Annotated in this window: 18 protein-coding genes; 8 read left to right on the forward strand and 10 right to left on the reverse strand. The window is 29.8% G+C overall.

Annotated features, from left to right (window positions below):
- The first annotated feature begins 218 nt into the window (after positions 1-218).
- Complete coding sequence (locus OZP06_RS15510) at positions 219-398, forward strand: hypothetical protein (RefSeq protein ID WP_269222669.1); 180 nt, start codon at positions 219-221, stop codon at positions 396-398.
- Between the two features lie 65 nt (positions 399-463).
- Here OZP06_RS15510 and OZP06_RS15515 read toward each other — a convergent pair whose 3' ends face one another.
- The 7 genes from OZP06_RS15515 to tsaD all read right to left on the reverse strand — a co-directional run bounded on the left by OZP06_RS15515 (position 464) and on the right by tsaD (position 7,073).
- Positions 464-1,030, reverse strand: coding sequence for a hypothetical protein (locus OZP06_RS15515; protein WP_269222670.1), 567 nt, complete (start codon positions 1,028-1,030; stop codon positions 464-466).
- A 5-nt stretch (positions 1,031-1,035) separates the two neighbouring features.
- Positions 1,036-2,214 (reverse strand): class I SAM-dependent methyltransferase, encoded by a 1,179-nt coding sequence (locus OZP06_RS15520; protein ID WP_269222671.1) that lies wholly within the window; start codon positions 2,212-2,214, stop codon positions 1,036-1,038.
- A gap of 2 nt (positions 2,215-2,216) precedes the next feature.
- Entirely contained in the window at positions 2,217-3,308 is a 1,092-nt protein-coding gene (locus tag OZP06_RS15525; protein WP_281323945.1) for an AI-2E family transporter, read from the reverse strand.
- Between the two features lie 75 nt (positions 3,309-3,383).
- On the reverse strand, positions 3,384-4,334 hold the full coding sequence (locus OZP06_RS15530) for a zinc metalloprotease (protein WP_269222672.1): 951 nt from the start codon (positions 4,332-4,334) through the stop codon (positions 3,384-3,386).
- A 333-nt stretch (positions 4,335-4,667) separates the two neighbouring features.
- On the reverse strand, positions 4,668-5,309 hold the full coding sequence (locus OZP06_RS15535) for a DUF4159 domain-containing protein (RefSeq protein WP_269222673.1): 642 nt from the start codon (positions 5,307-5,309) through the stop codon (positions 4,668-4,670).
- Positions 5,310-5,339: 30 nt separating this feature from the next.
- Complete coding sequence (locus OZP06_RS15540; protein WP_269222674.1) at positions 5,340-6,047, reverse strand: 16S rRNA (uracil(1498)-N(3))-methyltransferase; 708 nt, start codon at positions 6,045-6,047, stop codon at positions 5,340-5,342.
- Between the two features lie 3 nt (positions 6,048-6,050).
- Positions 6,051-7,073 carry a tRNA (adenosine(37)-N6)-threonylcarbamoyltransferase complex transferase subunit TsaD gene (gene tsaD, locus OZP06_RS15545; protein ID WP_269222675.1) on the reverse strand — a complete coding sequence of 341 codons (1,023 nt, stop codon included), beginning with the start codon at positions 7,071-7,073 and terminating at the stop codon, positions 6,051-6,053.
- Between the two features lie 121 nt (positions 7,074-7,194).
- On the opposite strand from tsaD, the gene OZP06_RS15550 reads away from it, so the two are divergent.
- The 5 genes from OZP06_RS15550 to OZP06_RS15570 all read left to right on the forward strand — a co-directional run bounded on the left by OZP06_RS15550 (position 7,195) and on the right by OZP06_RS15570 (position 15,421).
- Positions 7,195-11,715, forward strand: coding sequence for a translocation/assembly module TamB domain-containing protein (locus OZP06_RS15550; RefSeq protein ID WP_281323946.1), 4,521 nt, complete (start codon positions 7,195-7,197; stop codon positions 11,713-11,715).
- A 305-nt stretch (positions 11,716-12,020) separates the two neighbouring features.
- A complete protein-coding gene (gene pfkA, locus OZP06_RS15555; RefSeq protein WP_269222677.1) occupies positions 12,021-13,007 on the forward strand; it encodes a 6-phosphofructokinase in 987 nt (328 codons plus the stop codon).
- A 43-nt stretch (positions 13,008-13,050) separates the two neighbouring features.
- Complete coding sequence (gene gap, locus OZP06_RS15560; protein WP_269222678.1) at positions 13,051-14,055, forward strand: type I glyceraldehyde-3-phosphate dehydrogenase; 1,005 nt, start codon at positions 13,051-13,053, stop codon at positions 14,053-14,055.
- 135 nt (positions 14,056-14,190) lie between these two features.
- Positions 14,191-15,042 (forward strand): N-acetylglucosamine kinase, encoded by an 852-nt coding sequence (locus OZP06_RS15565; RefSeq protein WP_269222679.1) that lies wholly within the window; start codon positions 14,191-14,193, stop codon positions 15,040-15,042.
- 4 nt (positions 15,043-15,046) lie between these two features.
- The gene (locus OZP06_RS15570; protein WP_269222680.1) at positions 15,047-15,421 is read left to right on the forward strand and encodes a methylglyoxal synthase; all 375 of its coding nucleotides are present in this window, start codon (positions 15,047-15,049) and stop codon (positions 15,419-15,421) included.
- On the opposite strand, the gene OZP06_RS15575 is transcribed toward OZP06_RS15570, so the two are convergent.
- The 3 genes from OZP06_RS15575 to OZP06_RS15585 form a co-directional block, all read right to left on the reverse strand.
- Positions 15,402-15,782, reverse strand: coding sequence for a RidA family protein (locus OZP06_RS15575; protein WP_269222681.1), 381 nt, complete (start codon positions 15,780-15,782; stop codon positions 15,402-15,404). The two genes, OZP06_RS15570 and OZP06_RS15575, sit on opposite strands and share 20 nt — an antisense overlap.
- Positions 15,783-15,863: 81 nt before the next feature.
- Entirely contained in the window at positions 15,864-16,769 is a 906-nt protein-coding gene (locus OZP06_RS15580; protein ID WP_269222159.1) for an IS1595 family transposase, read from the reverse strand.
- Between the two features lie 123 nt (positions 16,770-16,892).
- Positions 16,893-19,568: a putative LPS assembly protein LptD gene (locus tag OZP06_RS15585; RefSeq protein WP_281239839.1), complete on the reverse strand. Its 2,676-nt coding sequence runs from the start codon at positions 19,566-19,568 to the stop codon at positions 16,893-16,895.
- A gap of 128 nt (positions 19,569-19,696) precedes the next feature.
- On the opposite strand from OZP06_RS15585, the gene OZP06_RS15590 reads away from it, so the two are divergent.
- Positions 19,697-20,833 carry an N-acetylmuramoyl-L-alanine amidase gene (locus OZP06_RS15590; protein WP_281323947.1) on the forward strand — a complete coding sequence of 379 codons (1,137 nt, stop codon included), beginning with the start codon at positions 19,697-19,699 and terminating at the stop codon, positions 20,831-20,833.
- Between the two features lie 57 nt (positions 20,834-20,890).
- Positions 20,891-21,841 (forward strand): MlaD family protein, encoded by a 951-nt coding sequence (locus OZP06_RS15595; RefSeq protein WP_269222683.1) that lies wholly within the window; start codon positions 20,891-20,893, stop codon positions 21,839-21,841.
- Positions 21,842-21,857: the final 16 nt, after the last annotated feature.

The following is a 21,857-nucleotide window of genomic DNA, read 5'->3' on the forward strand; positions in this document are numbered from 1 at the left end:
TTTATTGTTTTATATATTTACTTTTGCGCCATAAATCATTTAAAAACAATGGTTTGAAGTTAAAAAATCAGTAACCCCCATATTGAATATAATAGTACGCTTAAAAGTTGCTTTTGAATTCAATTTTTTGATTTGGTTAAAATGTGGAATTGACATCATCATTATGAAAAGTTGATATTTCATTATCCAACCATATTAAAGAATAATACATATTGAAGATGAAAAGGATATTGCAAAATAGTTTTTTTAAATGCATTGGCCCAGAAAATAAATCAGGAATTACATTTATCGAAGTAGTAGTAGTAGGTGTTTTGATGCCTATCGTAGTAAAAAATGTTAAGAATTATGTTTTCAATATTGATAAACATAATGAAAATCAGGAACAATTTACAGCATAAAAAAACATTTTCAAATGGATTAGTTATCTTTTGAAAATGTTTTTTTTTATATAAAATGAATTAGTTTATTCTATACAGCGCATATTATCTATAAAATAATTCTCAGGATGGTAAACTTTTCCGTCCAGTTCTGCTGTGAATTCTTTTTTAATTATATAATCTTCTGCTTCTGTCAAGGATTTTATTCGCATTAATGTTACAGGTATAGTTTTTAGATCTTCATAATTTTCTTTTGTAAACATAAAGATTCCAGTTTTAATTCTATTGTCAAATCCTTTATCATCTCGTACCATTGAACCACAATTTTCTTGATCAATATGAATTAATGTAACTATTTTTCCATTTTGAAGTTGTAAATATATTTTTGAATTTTTATCAAAACATGTCGCCTTCATGAAATCTTTACTTTTTTGTATAAATTGAACATTTAGGGTCGGGATTCCATCAGTTAATGCTAAAAAATAAAATATGTAATTTGAGTTTCCGGCAAAAACTTTTTCATTTATCAAATATTCTTTAGTTGCTTTATAGGTGCCTATAGAATCAGTGACATTCGTTGAATATTCACAATTTTTTTGGGCAAATAGGTTTAAACTTGAAATGCAAAAAGCAAGTAAAAGTAATTGTTTCATTTTTTTTATTTTTTGCTGCAAATTAAAACAATTTTATTATCATTTACATCTGTTGTGAAAAAACAATATTCATTTCCTCCATCTTTTATTTTCCATTTTTTTCGAATATGATCAACTGAATCAGAAAAATTTCGAGTTGTAATATTAGCCTTTTTATTTTCCAAATATAGTTTCATGTTGGTTTTAGTATAAAAAAAGCTATTCTTTATTTCAAAAACTCTACCTGGAAAATTTTTCAAATCTTTCGAGGTATATAAATGGGAGTGTTTATGCAACTTATTCAATTTATAGAAGAGTCCTACTTCATCAAAACCTCCCGATTTCATGATAGCACTATTGGGCTCATACAGATATTTTTCTGGAAAATTATAAGAAGATAAAGTAGTGTTTTCGTTTAGTATAAAATCAAATGTTTCTTTCGTATCTTTTGTTTGATTTATTGTTTTTATGGTAATATTGCCTTTGTAGTTTTTATGTAATTCCCATAAAAGTTCTTTTACTTCATTCTCAATTGCTATGATATGTATTTTTTTAATATAGTCAAGTTCATTTATTCCTGCCGAAATATCGAGTATTGGAGCTGTTTTTATTAAAATAGAATTACTTTTTTTAAAATAGAATTCTAAATTTTCAGGTACATTTGGAAGGCAGTCTTTTAGCATGAAAACTTTTCCCTTGACATCATTTCTTCTTGATGGATCTATGTAAATCCAGTCCCAATTAATGTTTATTTTGGTCAATGTATCATAACTGTCTCCGGCTAAACAATTGATATTAGCTATATTTAATTGTTTAACATTGTGCTGTACAATATTCGATAATTCTTCATTGATTTCACAATGGACTACATTTTTTATTTTTTTTGAAAAATAATAGTCGTCTACACCAAAACCTCCCGTTAGGTCGATTAAATTTTCACCTGAAACGATACTGGCTTTGTATAGCGCTGTTTTTTCTGAAGATGTTTGTTCTACAGAAATTTTATTGGGGTAAATAATATTTGGGGTCAAAAACCAAGTTGGAAGTTTATCTTTAGCTTTTGATTTTGCTGAAATTTGATTTAAAATAGAAATCCATTCTACACTAGGAAATGGATTTTTTTGAAGTGCCAATTTTGAAACTTCAACTCCAATATTTAATTCTATAAACGCTTGTATTTTAGGTTCTAAAATGTCTAAATTCAATGTTATATGTTTTTTGTTATCAGTTGAATGAACTTATTGTCTGGGAAGAACTCTTTAACGATTACTTTGATAATTGTATATAAAGGAACCGCAATGATCATGCCTAAAATACCAAAGGAGAAACCTGCAATCAAGATTACCAAAAATATTTCTAATGGATGAGAACTTACACTTTTAGAAAAAATGATAGGTTGTGATAGGTTATTGTCTATTACCTGAACGATCCAAAAACCTATTAAAACATAAATGGTTGTTGGTAAAATTTCACTTTGAAAATCGGAACCTAAATTGCTAATCATGGTTAAAACGGCCGCTAAAATTGAAGCTATTAATGGCCCGATATATGGAATAATATTAAGGACTGCACACAAAAATGCGATCACAAAAATATTGGGTATTCCAAAAATTGATAAAACAATAATATAAAGAATGAAGACAATGAGTAATTGCAAAAGTAATCCAATAAAATATCTAGATAATAAGAGGTTTATTTTATTTAATGAATTTAAAATTTTTTCTTCGTGTGAGTCAGGAATCAGTAGTTTTGCACCGTTCAAAAATATTGACTTGTCCTTAAGAAAGAAAAATGTAATAAATAGTACAGATCCCAATCCCATTCCAAAATTACTAATTGTTCCTATTACAGTGTTTAAAAAGTTGGGAATTAAATTGAAATTAAATATTGATTTAAAGTTTTTACCATCAAATATTGCCGAAGAATCAATATGGTGTTGTTCTAGAAAAGAATTGATTTGTTTGATTAATTCCAGACTATTTCTTTCAATTTCAGCTGTGTTCAGAAGGGATAAGTTTTGACCTTGTGAAATAATTAAGGGAATGAAGAGCATTATAAATCCAAATATAATTAAAACATAAAATGTTAAAACAAAAATGGCTGCAATTGTATGTCTGAATTTTAATCTTTTTTTTAGAAAATCAAGAATTGGTATCCCAATCAAAGTTAGAATTAAGGAAACAATTAAATAAATTAATACATTTTGAATTTGAAATAGAAAATATAGTAAAGCTAGTACTAAAACCAAAGTGGCAATAGCTCTTAAAATTCCATTAGCAATAATTTTTGATGATATCATGTCTTTATTTTAGGTTATAAAGATAAAAAAACTCGCTAACAAGTAGCGAGTTTTAAAAAGGAATAACAAATTAAATTATACTCCAAAAGCAGCTCTTGCTCCACCTGAAACAAATATGGCAGACATTCTGCTTTTTTGACCAGTAGAGAACATATACATAGCATTGTCATCAGTATAATCCATATAATTCATTGTCATTTCTACAGGAGTACCTGTACAAGTGCTATAATGTGGGTAAGTTGGAACACCATAATTTGCATCATTATGTGTAGGAGTGTCAGATACTAAATCACTTCCACAATTTGCATCTCCCCAAATGTGTCTCAAATTCATCCAGTGTCCTACTTCATGAGTTGCTGTTCTACCTAAATTATAAGGAGCATTTGCAGATCCAGATAATCCGAAATATTTTGAATCGATAGCTACACCATCTGTTGCAGATGCACCCCCAGGAAATTGAGCATATCCAAGAATTCCTCCTCCAATTGTGCAAACCCATAAATTAAGTTTAGTTGTCGGAGATGTTGGTGCTAGACCACCTTTACTCGTTTTTTTCATGGCATCAGTAGTTCCCCAAGATGTCTTAGTAGTCGATTTTCTAATTACTTGATCCAATACAAATGTAATTCCTACATTAGCTTTTACACCTGAAAAAAGTGCTGGTACTGAGTTGTAATCAGAATTTAAAGCATTAAAATCTTTATTTAGCACATCAATTTGTGATTGAATTTGCGTTGCTGAAATATTTTCAGCAGTAGTTCTGTATAAAACATTGACAACAACTGGAATTTCAACTTTTCCATTAACTAATCGTTTTGTCAATAATGCATTTTGAGTAAATGCTTCTATTTGATTCATTCTAATGGCTAATGTTGGATCAGCTTTCATTTGTGCTTCTAAAACATCTTGTGAGGCACAAGTTCTTTGGGTAATAGCATTTGTAGCATCAGTTGTTAATTCAGTTTGTTCGTTTTGACATGAAAACAACATAAAACATACAGTTGCTGATAAAATCAATTTTTTCATAATACTAATAAATTTGTTAAATAAAAGTTTGTTTGGTTAATTATTTTACAATTTTATAACAAAAGCTTTATTATTTCTAATATTAGTAACTTTATTTTTTCTTTATTTGTTAAAATTATCGGTTTTATTGACTTGAGACATAGTAATTTAGGGGAAATTACGTAGCTAAAAACCTAATAAATAATAGTTATGTTTTGAATTTTTTAAAAAATAATCAAATATAAGTAATTTAAATCTTGTTAAAAAAATTACAGAAGAGCAATGTTTAAAATAGTTTACAATATAAAAGTATTGAATATGAATTATATAAATGATTTAGAATGTTGTAAAAGGTCAATTCGTGAAAATATAATTAATAATATTGGCACCCATCTTTAAAGCTTTCTCTCTAACTTCATAGGGGTCATTATGTACTTCAGAATCTTCCCAACCATCTCCAAGATCACATTCATATGTGTATAGTAAAACTAATTTTCCTTTAATGAATATACCAAATGCTTGGGGTCTTTTTCCATCATGCTCATGGATTTTTGGTAATCCATTGTTGAAAATAAAAGGCTTCTGAAAAAGAACATGGTTTGATGGAATCTCAATTAAATTATCATTAGGAAAAATTTTCTTTATTTCCTTTCTAATATATTCATCCATGCCATAATTATCATCGATATGTAAAAAGCCGCCTGCCAGCAAATAATTTCTTAAATTAATTAATTCTGCATCGTTAAAGACAACATTCCCATGTCCAGTCATATGAATAAAAGGGTAGGAGAGTAAATCTGGACTACTTGGCTCTACAGTTCTAGGTTTTGATTTTAATTTTGTATTAATTGTAGCGTTACAAAATTTAATTAAATTTGGTAATGAGGTTGGGTTTGCATACCAGTCACCGCCACCATTATACTTAAGCAAAGCAATTTCTTGTGCGAAACAGCTTGAAGTAGCAAACAATAGAATTAAAAATATTGTTTTTTTCATAATGGTTTATACTGATAAGTTTTTTTTAATTTAATTCTCATTGATAAAAACAACAGAGTGGCAAGCTACAATTGCAGCTGTTTCTGTACGTAATCTTGTTTCACCTAAAGAAACTGGGATATAATTTTTATCAAGTGCCAATTCTATTTCTTTATTTGAGAAATCACCTTCTGGTCCTATTAAAATCGTGTAATCAGTATTGGGTTGTAGAATAGATTTAAGTGATTTCTTATTGGTTTCTTCACAATGGGCAATTAATAGTGTCCCTGTATCTTCTTTTTTTAAAAATTCTTTCAATGAAATTGCAGGATTTAATTTAGGTAAATACATCTGATTGCATTGTTTCATTGCAGAAAGGATAATCTTTTCAAATCTTTCAGGATTTATGACTTTCCTTTCGGAGCGATCACAAAAAACTGGAGTGATTTCATGTATGCCAATTTCAGTAGCCTTTTCAAGAAACCATTCATATCGATCATTCATTTTTGTGGGTGCAACCGCAAGGTGTAATTTGTGTTTTGGTGTTAGCGTTTTCTCAAAAGATAAAATTTGTACCGTGCACTTACTGTCAGATGCTAATGTAATTTCAGTTTTAAATAAAAGTCCTAATCCATTGGTTACAAATAATATATCGGTATCTTTTTTTCGTAATACTTTAATTATATGTTTACTTTCTTCTTTATCAAAAGAAAAAGTTTCTGTGGATTCGTTTATGTTAGGGTTATAAAATAATTGCATAGTTTAGAATTGAATTCGTGCTTTAGAAACAACTGTTGCTGTTTCAAATTTTTGTGATAAGTACTTTTGATAACCTACAATTCCAATCATTGCAGCATTATCAGTGGTGTATTCAAATTTAGGGATAAAAGTTTTCCAACCGTATTTTTCTTCAGTAGCTTTTAATGTGTTTCTAATTCCAGAATTTGCAGATACACCTCCGCCAATCGCGATTTGCTTTATACCTGTTTCCTTGACGGCTATTTTTAATTTATCCATCAAAATTTCTATAATTGTATGTTGGATAGAAGCACAAATATCATTTAAATTTTCTTCAATAAATTGAGGGTTCTCTATCTTTTTCTTTTGAATAAAATATAAAATTGCTGTTTTTAAACCCGAAAAACTGAAATCTAAACCTGGAACTTTTGGCTTTGTAAAAGGAAATGCTTTTGGATTCCCTAATTGGGCATATTTATCAACCAAAGGTCCACCAGGGTATGGAAGTCCTAGTATTTTGGCACTTTTATCAAAGGCTTCTCCAACTGCATCATCTGTAGTTTCTCCGATAATAGTTAAATCAAAAAAATCATTTACTCGTACAATTTGCGTATGTCCACCGCTGATAGTTAAGGCTAGAAAAGGAAAAGTTGGTTTGTCAAATCCTTCTTCCGAAATAAAATGAGCCAAAATATGGGCATGCATGTGGTTAACTGCGATTAGTGGGATATCTAATGCCAACGCCATTGATTTAGCAAATGAACTTCCAACAAGAAGTGATCCCATTAGTCCAGGACCTTGTGTAAATGCAATAGCTGATAATTGCTCTTTTTTGATGTTTGCTTTTTTTAATGCCGCTTCAATTACAGGAACAATGTTTTGCTGATGAGCACGAGACGCAAGTTCTGGAACTACACCACCATATTGGTTGTGGATTAATTGATTGGCAACAACATTTGACAAAACTTTGTCGTTACATAATACGGCAGCAGCAGTATCATCACATGAACTTTCTATGGCAAGGATGAAAACCTCTTTAATTTGCATATCAACAGATGATTTTTGAAGTATATTTGATGGATTACTATAAAAATAGTATTTTTACAGCTGTGCCAAAATTAAAGATTTTTAATTAAGGTTTTACCATTTCTAAAGGCAAATTATTTATTTGTACAAAAAAATAAAAACGATACTTATCAAAAAGATTAAAAAAATAGTATTCCGCACCTTACTTGGATTAATATTACTTTTACTAGTATTTTTCATAGCGATTACTTTGCCTATTGTTCAAACAGCTGTAGCACAGTATTTCATGAAGAGCATCAGCAAAGACTATGGCATTCATTTGGAAATTGATGAAGTTCAACTAACGCTTTTTGGTGGCGTTAAGTTAAAAAAAGTATTGATAATTGACCATCATAAAGACACTTTGATTTCTGTCAAAACAATAAATACTTCTATTTTGGGAGCCAAAAAAATATTAGATGGTGATCTGATTTTTGGTGATTTAGCAATGAATGGCGTTTTGTTTAACTTAAAGACCTACAAAAAAGAAAAGAAAACCAATTTAGATTATTTTATTGATGCTTTTGGCAAAAGTAAAGTTCCTTCTAAAAAACATTTTTTGTTGACCGCTACCAGTATTGATTTATCTAACGGTAGATTTATTTTGACTGATGAAAATCACGAAACACCAAAATCTGTTGATTTTACAAAACTAAATATTTTAGTTTCCAATTTTAAAGTTTATGGACCCGAAGTGTATGCCAATATTCAAAAAATGTCTTTTTTGGATCATAGAGGTTTGTATGTAAAGAGTTTAAAAGGTAATTACAGTTTTACGCAACAACACATGATATTAGATAAAATGGAGATTGAAACCAAAGAATCTAGTGTCAAAGGATATGCAGCTTTAAATTATGTAATTGAGGATTTCTCTGATTTTGTAAATAAAGTAGAGTTTGATTTCAAAATAAAAAAATCAAAATTAGCTTCAAATGATATTCGTTGTTTTTATAATGAGTTGGGTAAACATCAATATTTTAATCTTAAATCTCATATAACAGGTACTTTGAACAATTTGAAGTTTCTGGATTTAAATCTAAAAGATAATAAAGGAACTCAATTAATGGGTTTTATTAATTTCAAAAATATTTTAGGGGATAAAACTCAGGAATTTTACATGAATGGTAAATTTGATAAATTAACCACTAATTACGAAGCTTTAGTTCGCATTTTGCCTAATATTTTAGGTAAGAGATTACCAATAATTCTTAAAAAGTTTGGAGATGTATCGTTAATAGGAAATACTCAACTTACGACAACTTCAATTCGAGCTAATCTTGCTGCAAATACAGATTTGGGTCTTGTAAAATCAAAATTTACCATAGCTAATATGGATCAAAGTGATAAAGCAGCTTATAAAGGTTATGTTGTTTTGAATGATTTTAATGTTGGAAACTTGTTAGATAACAAGGATTTGACAAAAGTTAGTTTAAATGTCGATATCGATGGTAAAGGATTTTCTGTCAAAGATTTAGATACATCAATACAAGGGCTGGTGTCAAATTTTGCTTATAATGGGTATAATTATAAAAATATAACTTTAGATGGAAATTTTAAATTACCATTTTATAAAGGAGCTGTCAAAGTAAATGATTCTAATTTAAAAATGAACTTTGATGGCTTGGTTGATCTTAGCAAAAAAGAAAGTCATTACGATTTTCAGATAAAAATTGATAAGGCTGAATTGCATAAATTAAATTTTGTAAAAGATACTATTTCCAAATTTAATGGGGATATAATTGTTGATATTCGAGGAAATTCATTTGATGATATGTACGGGAATATATATGCAAATAATGCGTCGTATGTAAACTCTACAAATACCTATCAGTTCAATGATATTAATTTAAATTCGAGTTTTGATGATTCTAGAATTCGTACGATAAAAATTTCAGCTCCTGATATAGCCAATGGTGTTGTTGTGGGGAAATACAAATATGCTGAATTAAAAGGCTTAGTTGCTAATTCATTGGGAAGTCTTTATACTAATTACAAGCCTGTAAAAGTAAAAAAAGGGCAATTTTTGAAGTTTAATTTTGAAATCTACAATAAGATCATTGAAGTATTTTTTCCTGAAATTAAACTCAGTGAAAATACATTGGTTAAAGGAAATATTAATGCTGATACCAATGAATTCAGATTTAATTTTAATTCTCCAAAAATAACGGCTTACGATGTTTTATTTGATAATATTAGATTTTCCTTAGATAATAAGAATCCATTATACAATGCTTATATTGAAATGGATACCATAAAATATAAGGATTATAAAATCCGCGATTTTAATCTAATTAACGTAACCTCAAAAGATACATTGTTTTTTAGAACCGAATTTAAAGGAGGTACCAAAGGAGCAGATTATTTTAATTTGGATTTATACCATACTATTAATAAAGAAAATAAAAATGTAATTGGTTTTAGTAAATCTGAAATTAAATTAAAAAATAGTTTGTGGTTTTTAAATGAAGCAAATTCGTCCAATAATCGTCTGATATTTGATAAAAAGTTAAACGAATTTACACTTGATGATTTTATACTTTCGAATAAAAATCAAGAAGTAAAACTAAATGGAGGATTTAAAGGTAATTCCTATAAAGATATAAATTTTTATTTCAAAAATTTTGATGTTAATGCATTAACGTCTGCACAAGATAGTTTTGTTATTAATGGAAATCTAAATGGAACAGTAAATTTTAATCAAAATAAAAACGTTTATAAACCCACAGCTTCTTTAGTTATTGACAGTTTAGATGTAAATAATTATAGTTTAGGAAAATTAAATTTTGATATAAAAGGGGATGAAAATTTCAAAAAATTCACTTTGTATTCTACTATTGAAAATAAAGATTCCGAATCATTTAGTGCAGATGGAAATTTTGAAATTGTAGGTAAAGAAACATTGTTCGATTTGAATTTAAAATTTGATCGCTTTAATCTAGCTACATTAAGTTCGTTGGGAGGAGATGTGATATCAAATATAAGAGGTTTAGTTTCTGGTAATGCATCCATAGGTGGGTCTTTGAATAAACCTGATATTAATGGTCGTTTGTATGTAAATGATGGAGGATTGGCAATTCCATACTTAAATGTTGATTATGCTTTAAAGGATAAAACAATTGTAGATCTCACAAACGAAAAGTTTCTTTTTAGAAACAATACCTTAATAGATACAAAATACAATACAATAGGTAGTTTAAATGGTGTTGTAGAGCATAAGAATTTTTCTGATTGGAAACTGGATTTGTTGATAAATTCAAAAAGGTTGCTGGTGTTAGATACAAAAGATAGTGAGGATGCGGCTTATTTTGGGACTGCATTTATTGATGGAAATGCATCGATAAAAGGACCAGCAAATGGTTTAGTGATAAAAGTAGATGCTAAATCCGAAAAAGGATCTTCTTTGAAAATTCCAATTAATAATGCAGAAAGTGTTAGTGAGAATAGCTTCATTCATTTTATAACTCCAAAAGAAAAATTCAATTTATTTAACGGGATTGTTGATAAAACTAAAAATTATAATGGTTTAGAATTGGATTTTGATTTAGAAATCAATCCTAATGCTGAAGTAGAAGTAATTTTGGACAGGAATTCAGGACATGGAATGAAAGGAAGAGGCAACGGAACTCTTTTGTTTAAAATCAACACCTTAGGGAATTTTAATATGTGGGGAGATTTCTTGCCTTATGATGGGACTTATAATTTTAAATATGGCGGATTAATTGATAAAAAATTTAAAGTTAAAAAAGGAGGGTCGATTATTTGGGAAGGAAATCCAATGAAAGCCCAATTAAATCTTGAAGCTGTATATAAAACATCTGCCAATCCAGCTTTATTATTAGAAAACTCCAGTGTAAATAAAAAAGTTGATGTTGAAGTTGTTATTGGTATAAGAGGAGATTTAACTCGACCTGAACCAGATTTTATGATTGATTTCCCAACAATTACTAGTGTTTTAAAATCTGAACTGCAAACAGAATTAGCCGATAAAGATGTTAGACAAACGCAAGCGTTGTATTTGCTATCAACAGGTAGTTTTTTAAGTAAAGATGGTTCAAATCAAGCTGTAACTTCTAGTATGTACGAAACGGCATCTAGTATGTTGGGTAGCATTATTCAATCTAATGATGAAAAATTTGAAATGAATATCAATGTGGTTTCTCCTGATAATAGACCCAGCTCACAAACAGACGGAAGGGTGGAAGCTATTGTTTCGTCTAAGGTGAATGAGAGAATTACGATAAATGGTAAAATTGGTGTTCCCTTTGGTGGAGTAAACGAATCTGCTATTGTTGGTGCTGTTGATGTGAAATATAGAGTAAATGATGATGGGTCTTTTAATTTTCATGTTTTCAACAAAGAAAATGATTTGAATTACATAGGTCAAGATATTGGTTATACGCAAGGAGGAGGTATAATTTATGAAATAGATTTTGATACCTTTAGGGAGTTAGTGGATAAAATGTTTGGTAATAGGAAATTGACTAAAGAAAATAAATCTAATAACAAAGAAGATAACTCTGATTCTAATTTGAACCCTGATTTTATAAATTTTCCAAAATCCAAAACAAAAAATCCTGAAAAACCCAAAGTAAATCAAGACGCTGTACTTCCTGAGGAAGATTAGTTGTAAATATATGATATTTAGAGTGTTGTGGTTTTGTGGTTAATTTTAGTTAACTTTATAACTTAAATTAGTATCCTTTTCTGTTTTATTAGATTAATGACTTTTTAAAAGAAGGTTTAAATTGTAAAATGAGTTCATTTTTAAGTTATTTTTTATTTTAAAAATGAATTAAATGATAGACTTTTTTGATTCAAAAAAACTTATCAACGAAAACGTTTGAATTTCGGTTATTTTATTAAAATGTTAGAAAGCACCCCTAAAATGTCTATGTTATTTGCTAAATTTACACTTTAATACTTAAAAAAATGTCAAAAACAATAAAAAAGATAGGTGTACTTACCTCTGGAGGAGATTCTCCAGGAATGAATGCTGCTATTCGTTCGGTTGTACGAACATGTGCTTTTCATAACATAGGATGTGTTGGTATTTATAGAGGTTATCAAGGAATGATTGAAGGAGATTTTAAAGAAATGGGTCCCCGTTCAGTAAATAACATAGTGAATAAAGGTGGAACTATTTTAAAATCTGCTAGATCTTTGGAGTTTAGAACTCCTGAAGGTCGAAAAAAAGCACATGAAAATTTAGTTAAAGCTGGTATTGATGCGCTGGTAGTAATTGGTGGTGATGGTTCTTTTACAGGAGCTCTGTTATTTAATTCAGAGTATGATTTTCCTGTAATGGGAATTCCAGGAACAATCGATAATGATATATTTGGTACAAGTCATACTTTAGGATATGATACCGCATTAAATACCGTTGTAGATGTAATTGATAAAATACGTGATACAGCAAGTTCTCATAATCGATTATTTCTAATTGAAGTTATGGGACGTGATGCAGGACATATTGCTTTAAATGCAGGAATTGGAGCTGGAGCTGAAGAAATTCTAATACCAGAAGAAGATTTAGGATTAGATCGATTGTTAGATTCTTTACGTAAAAGCAAAGCAGCTGGAAAATCATCTAGTATTGTGGTAATTGCTGAAGGAGATAAAATTGGAAAAACAGTATTTGAATTAAAAGATTACGTGGAATCTAATTTCCCAGAATACGATGTTCGTGTTTCTGTACTAGGACACATGCAAAGAGGTGGTGCTCCATCTTGTTTTGATAGAGTTTTAGCAAGCCGTTTAGGCGTAAAAGCTGTAGAGAGTTTATTAGATGGAAAATCAAATTTTATGGTTGGTTTATTATGTGATAAAATTGAATTAACTCCATTAGAACAAGCGATCAAAGGACATAGTGAAATCGATGAAGAATTACTTCGTGTTTCAGATATAATGTCTATATAAAATAGAAAAAAAATAAAATAAAAAATAATTTAAATTAAATACAATGTCAAAAGTAAAATTAGGAATAAACGGATTTGGTAGAATTGGAAGAATTGTTTTTAGAGAATCTTTCAATAGAGATAATGTTGAAGTTGTTGCAATTAATGATTTGTTAGATGTAGATCATTTGGCTTATTTATTAAAATATGATTCAGTTCACGGTCGTTTTAATGGATCTGTTGAAGTAATAGAAGGACAATTACATGTAAATGGAAAACATATTCGCGTTACAGCTGAAAGAAATCCAGCAGATTTAAAATGGAATGAAGTTGGTGCTGATGTAGTTGCAGAATGTACTGGTTTCTTTACTACAATTGAAACAGCTAATGGACATATTACTGGTGGGGCTAAAAAAGTTATTATTTCTGCACCATCTGCTGATGCTCCAATGTTTGTTATGGGAGTAAATCATACTAAAGCTTTAGCAACTGATACTGTTGTTTCTAATGCTTCTTGTACAACAAACTGTTTAGCTCCAATTGCTAAAGTATTGAATGATAATTTTGGAATTGTTGAGGCTTTGATGACTACAGTTCATGCTACTACTTCAACTCAAATGACTTGTGATGGTCCGTCTAGAAAAGACTGGAGAGGTGGACGTGCTGCATCTTGTAATATCATCCCATCTTCTACAGGAGCTGCAAAAGCAGTAGGTTTAGTAATTCCAGAATTGAATGGAAAATTAACAGGTATGTCAATGCGTGTACCAACTGTTGATGTTTCTGTAGTAGATTTAACAGTAAAAGTGGCAAAAGAAACTACTTATGCTGAAATTATGGCTGCATTTAAATTAGCTTCTGAAACTACAATGAAAGGTGTTTTAGGATTTACAGAAGACTTAGTGGTTTCTCAAGATTTCGTTTCTGATTCAAGAACATCTATTGTTGATGCAAATGCAGGAATTGGTTTGAATTCTACTTTCTTTAAAATCATTTCTTGGTATGATAATGAATATGGATATTCAAGTAAATTAATTGACTTAGCTGTTCATATTACTTCATTAAAATAATAATTTTAATTTTACAAAATCCCATTAAGTAAAATTAATGGGATTTTATTTTTTTTGTTCAATTTAATACCTTTATGAGTGAAAGTATTGATATAAATACGGAACAAAAAATTGTAACCCCATAAATCATATAATATGAGATTAATAGTTGATAGTGGTTCTACTAAAGCAGATTGGATTGCAATAGATGAAAGTGGAAAAGTGATGTTTACTACCCAAACTTTAGGGTTGAATCCAGAAATTCTTAATGGTGATGAAATACTTGAGCGTATAAATGACCGTTTTGATTTATTGCAAAATAAAAAAACAGCTACCCATTTGTTTTTCTATGGTGCTGGTTGTGGTACAGATAGAATGAAACTAATGCTTTCTGAAATTTTTAAATCCTATTTTCCAAATGCAATAGTTGTTGTTGAAGAAGATACTTATGCTGCAGTATTTGCAACTACACCAAAAGGAGAAAAAGCAATTGTAAGTATATTAGGTACTGGTTCAAATTGCAGTTATTTTGATGGTAAAGTATTGGAACAAAGAGTGCAATCATTAGGGTATATCGTAATGGATGATTGTAGTGGAAATGTTTTTGGTAAAGAATTAATTAGAAAATATTACTTCAATAAAATGCCAAAGGAATTAGCGGATGTTTTTGAAAAGGAATACAATCTTGAACCGGATTATATTAAAAATAAATTATATAAAGAGCCTAATCCTAATGCTTATTTGGCCACTTTTGCTAAGTTTTTGATTCAAAATAAAGAGCATGAATTTTGCAGAAAAATTATTTTTAAAGCAATGAAATCATTCATTAAAAATTACATCAAGCAATTCGAAAATTGTAAAGAAGTTCCTGTGCATTTTGTAGGTTCAATTGCTTTTTACTTAAAAGAGGAATTAGCAGAAATTTTTGAAAAATATGAACTTCAATTAGGAAATGTTCTAAGAAGACCAATTGATGGCCTTATTGCTTATCACATTACCAATAAATAATTTCATGGAAATAGCTATAATTGCACATGACGGTAAGAAAGAGGATATTGTTAAATTTCTTATAAAGAATCGTGAGATTTTAAGTCAAGAAAACATAAAGCTTATAGCAACAGGAACAACTGGCGGGAGAGCTGAAGAAGTAGGTTTTAAAACTAAAAGAATGCTTTCTGGTCCTTTGGGAGGTGATGCGCAAATTGCAGGTAGAGTAGCTGAAGGTAAAACTCAAATGGTTTTCTTTTTCAAAGATCCACTTTCAAGTCATCCTCATGAAGCAGATGTTAATATGCTTATACGGGTATGCGATGTTCATAATGTACCGTTGGCAACTAATGAAGCAACGGCACAGTTATTATTGAATGCTATAGCACTGCAATCATAGATATTTCAACATTTACGTTTTTTGGCAAGCAAGCCACTTGAACCGTTTCACGAGCTGGAGCGGTTTTTTCGTTAAAATAAGATCCGTAAACTGTATTTATACTTCCAAAATCATTCATATTCATAATGAAAATGGTTGTTTTTACAACGTTTTCAAAAGTCATTCCTGCTGCTTCAAGCACGGCTTTCATATTCTCCATTACTTGCTTGGTCTCTGCTTCGATAGTATCGATTACCAACTCCATAGTCTCAGGATGTAGTGCAATTTGACCAGAAGTATATAAAGTGTTCCCTTTTAAAACTGCCTGATTGTAAGGTCCAATAGGTGCGGGAGCTTTTTCGGTGTAAATTATTGTTTTCATAGATTAAAAATTTAATTATTGGAGTATATTATATTAAAAGTATCACTATTTGAATAAATTCTTTTGATTGTCCGTTTTTAGTCATAACCCTGTAATACTTGCTATTACTAGCCTATCGAATAATTGTTCCTCAAAATATCTTCTATTAAGCTTGTAGACGAACTCATTTAGGTACAGTTGAAGATATTTGCCTTTAATTTTATGATAATTTCCTAGAAAATTCCTTTTAGCATTACTAATTGCAATATGCACCCACTTTAAAGTTTCCGTAGTTGTTTCTTTATTCGATTTTTCAGTAATATGAATTTCCACGTAATCTGCAATATCTATATATGATGTGCTTTTGTCTGTAAAAAGAATACTTTTTTCCGAAATGGATTCCTGAATTGTTTGATTTATCAGTTCTGATGTGTGATCAGTCAAAACTTTTGCTTTAAAATACCTGCATTGATTTGATTTTTTACCAGTTTCAATATCTTCTAAAACAGTCGACTCAGCCATAATTGCAACGTTAGATTTACCAACAGCACCACGTCCACGAATTCCTTTTTCTTGTTCTATTTCGGTAGATTCAATTGTAAAATATCCTTCATCAAATTCAATCATCCCTTCCAAAGTATAACGCGCATCTCTATTGCCCATTGCTTTTCGCAACTTATGAACCATAGACCAAACCGGTTCGTATCGCTTCAATCCCAATTGTTTTTGAATTTCTTTACTTGAAAAACCTTTTTTAGTTGCCGTTAATAAGAACATGGTTTTGTACCAAATCAAAAATGACAAATTAGAGCTTTGCATTATCGTACCACTTCGTAATGATATTCTACTTCTACATTTTTTACACTCATAACTCCATCTGCTTTTTATCCAAAAATGTTCTTTGCATCCGCATTTACATTGAACTCCGATTTTATCTCTTTCCTCTTTAAAATGAAGTCTACAAGATTCTTCACTCCCGAAATTTGCTGTAAAACTGAATAAATTCATCGCTTTTTTTTATCAAATATAACACTTTTTATTAATTATGAGTGATTACGGACAATCAAAAAATTCTTTATTTGAAATAGTTTTTGAGATAAAATTGAAGATAATTCGTGTATTAGATGGCTATTATCTTTGATTTGTTAGATTTCGTTTCTCCCATTTAATATCACTTAACACCCCAGATTTAATACCAATGAAAAAATTCCAACTTGCATTATCACCAAAAGGGGTCCAGTTAAAATCCATTCTCCAGCTCAATAAATCTCTTTCAAAACGCAATTGAGTAAAAGTAACTCCTTTTTGAACAAAATCATAACCCGTTGAAATACCCGCTTTCCATTTTGGAGTTAAATCGGTATTGGCTGAAATCATAATTGAATTACCAATTATCTTTTTCTCTCTATTATTGTTTCCGTACGTCAAAGAATAGGCAAACGTCATGTCCCATGGTAATTTTGATCTAAAGAATTCAGTTAAGGTGTCTTCATTTTCCTCCTCATTATTGAATTGGCTATTTCTAACACTACCAACATCAATATCTGAACCAAATAAATCATCTTCTCGTCCACCATTTCTTTTACCTTGCGAAGATTTTTTATCTTTTTTTCCACTCTCACTTGAAAGTGCATAATTCATGGTCAAATTGGCGCTTGTCATTCTGAACAGACTTCCTCCATTGTTAATATTGAAAGTGTTAATTCTATTTCCGGAATTATCAATAGCATAAGGGTCTAATGTAGCCCCAAAATTGGCATTTAATTTATTGTCAAAAAATTGGGTACCGCCACTTACTCTAACAGGTGACCATGCAAGTTCCTTGGCTTCGATGTTATAGCTTGTGGATAAGTTTAAATTATTAAGTAGCATAATTTTCTTTGGCTCTACTTTTGTGCTGTCTTTATCCGTTACTTTAGCTTCAAAAGTATTACTAAGATTAAATCCTATATTGTTGGAACTTGTATTGCCTGGTGTTCCGTACATTCCGCCTTCAAAACGGGTGTAATCTTTTTTCATTGTACCACTACCATCTGTTGCGTACGTATCATAGTATTTTTCAAAACTAGGTGTGTAACTATGCGAAATAGCAGGACGCATAACGTGTCTTATGGATTGTATTTTCTTGTCTGCTCCAAAATTAAATGTACCATAAATTGTAGTTCCCAAACTTGTTGATGATGAATAAGTTCTAAATGCATCAAAACCTTTTATGTCAGTTGTAACAACGGTACCTAGTTGATCATTGAATTCTTTTTTGATGGTATTAAAATACCAAACTTCTTGATAATTTACTGAAGAAGAAACACTAAAATGTTTGAAGATTTTAAAGTTAGTGCTTAATGGAATATTGTGTTGAAATCCAATTTCGGCATTACTAAACATCTCTTTTGAAAAAAACAATGAATCAGTGGTTACAAAACTATTTCTTCCGTTTAAATTGTATTGCAAGTTGATATTTTTAAGTAGGCCTTTTTTTGCTCCATCATTTAAAGCAAAAGGATAAATTCTATCTACACTAAACTGTAATGTAGGTAGAGTCATGTTTATTTCTTTTGTTTGGGTGTTTTGCGAATGAGTAGCAGTTAACGATATTCTGCTTTCGGGAACCGAATGAAAAACAGTGCTATAAGAGATCGAAGAACTCAAAGTGTTGTTTAATGAAGAACCAACATTGACTTGATTTATAGTCTGTTTAAAATATTCACTACTTCCCAGATTCACAGAAGCTGAAAATGTAGAATTTGGGTTGGCTTTTGAATCTTGGGAATGCGACCACTGAATATTGTAAATTTTAGTTTTTGAGTAATCAGGATATCCTCTTTCACTAATAATATTATTTTCAAATCTAAAATTAAAATTTCCTTGAAAATGATAACGATTAGCATAAGAACTTTGCATTCCTATTCCATAACTCCCATTTGTATAATAATCTCCTGTGACTGTTAGGTTATAATAGTCACTTAGTGCAAAATAATATCCTCCATTTTGTAGTGAAAATCCTTTATCGTTTGAATCATTATAGGAAGGTAGAATTATACCAGAAGTACTTGTTTCTTTGGATAGAGGGAAATAGGCAAAAGGAAGGAATAGGGGTGTAGGTACTCCCGCAATAACCATATTGGTGAAACCAGTTACAATTTTTTTACCAGGTGTAAATTTAATTTTATTGGTTTGAAAATAATATTCGGGGTTGTCTATGTCTTTTGAAGTTGTAAATCGTGCTCCTTTTAGAAAATAAACCGAATCATTTTCTTTTTTAGTAATGGCCGCTTTTACATTAAACTCTCCTTGTGAAGATCTAGAATTCCAAATCAATGCTTTTTTGGTTTTAAAATTGAAGCGAATGGAATCGGGTTCTATAACATTAGATCCTTGTTTGAAATTTGGAAATTGAGTATAATTGCCTACGGAATCTTTAATTCTTCCAGCATAAACTTCATTTTTTTCATAATCCATAACTATAATACCCGATTTCAATTCCACATCTTGGTAATATAATTCGGCTTTATCGTATAATGTTATGAGTTTTTTCTTCTGTTCAATTTTTACGGACTTTTCTGCTTTGTATTTTACTTTACCATTAAGGAAGTTTTTTTTAACTTTAATAGTGTCTAACTTTACAGTGTCAGTTGGGGTTTGAGCCAAAGAATTTTTACTACTATCTATTTCAATAGTTTTTTTAACTTCTTGTTTTTTAGAAGGTATAGAAGTTTGATTCTTTTTTATATCTTGTGAATATAAATTAGAACTGCCTAAAGATAGGAAAAATGATAGTAAAACGATATTAAATAAGTTTGTATGCAAAGGTTTAAATGCTATTTTTGTAAAATGAAGACTCGAATATTCGCGAGCCAAAATTACTATAATTTTTTGGCAAAAATAATCAAATCATAAATTTATAACGGAAGTCTTATAATTAAATTAACTATTAGATGTATTTATCAAAAAAAATAAAAATTGGATTCTCATTTTTAATAGTAATGTTTGCTATAAATTCATACAGCCAATCCAATAATTTTAAAGTGACATTAGACGCTGGTCATGGAGGACATGATTTTGGAGCAAATTATAGCGGACGTGTTGAAAAAAATATTGCATTAGCTATTGTTTTAAAAGTGGGTAAAATTTTAGAATCGTATCCTAAAATTGATGTTATTTATACAAGAAAGACCGATGTTTTTATTGGTTTAATAGAACGTGCTAATATTGCCAATAGAGCAGATTCGCATATTTTTGTTTCTATACATTTAAATGCTAACAGAAATACTGCAGCAGATGGTACAGAAACGTATGTTATGGGGATGAATAAAATAGCCTCTAATCTAGAAGCTGCAAAAGCTGAAAATGCTGTAATTACTATGGAGAAAGATTATAAACAAAAATACGAAGGTTTTGATCCAAACTCTCCAGAAACGATGATAGGAATGACTTTGATGCAAGAAGAGTATTTAGATAACAGTATTTCTTTAGCGGGTAAAGTTGAGGATGCATTTGCATTATTAGGAAAAAAAATAAGACATGGTGGTGTAAAACAAGCCCCTTTTATGGTGTTGCATAAAGCATATATGCCAAGAGTATTGGTAGAAACTGGATTTGTTTCCAATCCTACTGAAGGTGAATTGTTAAATTCTGAAGAGGGACAATATGATATTGCTAAAGCAATTGCAGATGCTATTATAAGTTATAAAAATGAATACTTTGGTGATGGAGGTGCTGAAATTTTTGGAGAAAAACCATCTCAAATTTTAAAAGAAAATCCAGTGCAAACTAATGAGATGATAGATGCAGACAAAGTAAAAATAAAAAAAGATACTCTTGGTTCTATTTATAAGATTCAACTTTCAGCAAGTAAAAAAAAGTTGGCTTTGGAACCGAAAAATTTTAATGGATTGAAAAATGTTTCAATAGTATACGAAGATAATATTTATAAGTACTTATATGGAGAAACATCCGATTATGAAATGGCTAAAAATCAGTTAAAGGAGGCAAGAACTAAAGGATATAATTCTGCTTTTTTAATCGCTTTTAAAAACGGAAAAAAAATTAGCATTCAAGAAGCTATTAAATAGATTATACTTTCGAATATTTTGTATTAAATTTGCGCATTATAAAAAAAAATAGATATTTTGAAAATTACAAAAGAGTTAAAGACTGCCATTTTAGTTATCACATCAATTTTATTGTTCATTTGGGGCTATAATTTTTTAAAAGGGAAAGATCTTTTTAATAATTATAAAACTTTTTATGTTGAATACACAAATGTAGAAGGTCTTGCACCATCAGCATTGGTTACAATAAATGGCCTTACGATTGGAAAAGTCAAAACTATTTCCATAGGTGATAAAGGGGTTTTATTGGTTGAATTACAGATTGATACTGATTTTCCAATATCTAAAACTAGTACTGCTTCAATTTATGATGCTAGTCTTATAGGTGGTAAGCAAATATCGATTCAACCCAATTATTCCGATAAAAATATTGCCGAAAGTGGTGATTATTTAAAAGGTATTATTGAAGCTAGTTTAATAGCTTCGCTAGGAGACAAAGCAACACCTGTTATGGCTAAACTTGAAAAGGTAATGACTAGTGCTGATCAATTGATTTCTAGTTTTAATACTGTTTTAGATGCTAAAGGTCAAGCCGATTTAAAAAAATCTTTAGCAGAACTTAGTGCTACAATGGAACAGTTTCACAAAGCTGGATTAAGTGCAAATTTAATTCTAGATGAAAATAAAGGACAATTGAAAGGCGTTGTATCTAATTTCAAAAAAGTATCTGAAAACTTTGTTCAAATTTCTGATTCTTTAAATAAAGCAGATTTAGGTTTAACTGTTCGTAATTTAAATGCAACATTGACTAAAGTCGACGTTTTGATGAAAGGTTTAGAATCGGGTAAAGGTACAATGGGCAAATTAATGAAGGATGACGCACTATATGAAAACTTATCCAAAACGTCTAAAGAGTTAGAATTATTATTACAAGACGTTCGCTTAAATCCTACGCGTTATGTAAATGTGTCTGTTTTTGGAAAGAAGAACAAACCTTATAGTGCTCCTAAAGATTCTATCACAAAATAAAAAAAAACTACTATTT

Origin of the sequence: Flavobacterium sp. IMCC34518, from assembly GCF_027111095.2 — a bacterium.
GTDB classification, from domain to species: domain Bacteria; phylum Bacteroidota; class Bacteroidia; order Flavobacteriales; family Flavobacteriaceae; genus Flavobacterium; species Flavobacterium praedii.

Bases quoted from the DNA above. Each gene is read 5' to 3' on its own strand.
- gap (WP_269222678.1), top strand. From the start codon at position 13,051: ATGTCAAAAGTAAAATTAGGAATAAACGGATTTGGTAGAATTGGAAGA.
- OZP06_RS15535 (WP_269222673.1), bottom strand. From the start codon at position 5,309: ATGAAAAAAACAATATTTTTAATTCTATTGTTTGCTACTTCAAGCTGT.
- OZP06_RS15580 (WP_269222159.1), bottom strand. From the start codon at position 16,769: ATGAATTTATTCAGTTTTACAGCAAATTTCGGGAGTGAAGAATCTTGT.
- OZP06_RS15590 (WP_281323947.1), top strand. From the start codon at position 19,697: ATGTATTTATCAAAAAAAATAAAAATTGGATTCTCATTTTTAATAGTA.
- OZP06_RS15540 (WP_269222674.1), bottom strand. From the start codon at position 6,047: ATGCAATTATTTTATAACCCTAACATAAACGAATCCACAGAAACTTTT.
- OZP06_RS15570 (WP_269222680.1), top strand. From the start codon at position 15,047: ATGGAAATAGCTATAATTGCACATGACGGTAAGAAAGAGGATATTGTT.
- OZP06_RS15510 (WP_269222669.1), top strand. From the start codon at position 219: ATGAAAAGGATATTGCAAAATAGTTTTTTTAAATGCATTGGCCCAGAA.
- OZP06_RS15525 (WP_281323945.1), bottom strand. From the start codon at position 3,308: ATGATATCATCAAAAATTATTGCTAATGGAATTTTAAGAGCTATTGCC.
- OZP06_RS15530 (WP_269222672.1), bottom strand. From the start codon at position 4,334: ATGAAAAAATTGATTTTATCAGCAACTGTATGTTTTATGTTGTTTTCA.
- OZP06_RS15565 (WP_269222679.1), top strand. From the start codon at position 14,191: ATGAGATTAATAGTTGATAGTGGTTCTACTAAAGCAGATTGGATTGCA.
- OZP06_RS15575 (WP_269222681.1), bottom strand. From the start codon at position 15,782: ATGAAAACAATAATTTACACCGAAAAAGCTCCCGCACCTATTGGACCT.
- pfkA (WP_269222677.1), top strand. From the start codon at position 12,021: ATGTCAAAAACAATAAAAAAGATAGGTGTACTTACCTCTGGAGGAGAT.
- tsaD (WP_269222675.1), bottom strand. From the start codon at position 7,073: ATGCAAATTAAAGAGGTTTTCATCCTTGCCATAGAAAGTTCATGTGAT.
- OZP06_RS15515 (WP_269222670.1), bottom strand. From the start codon at position 1,030: ATGAAACAATTACTTTTACTTGCTTTTTGCATTTCAAGTTTAAACCTA.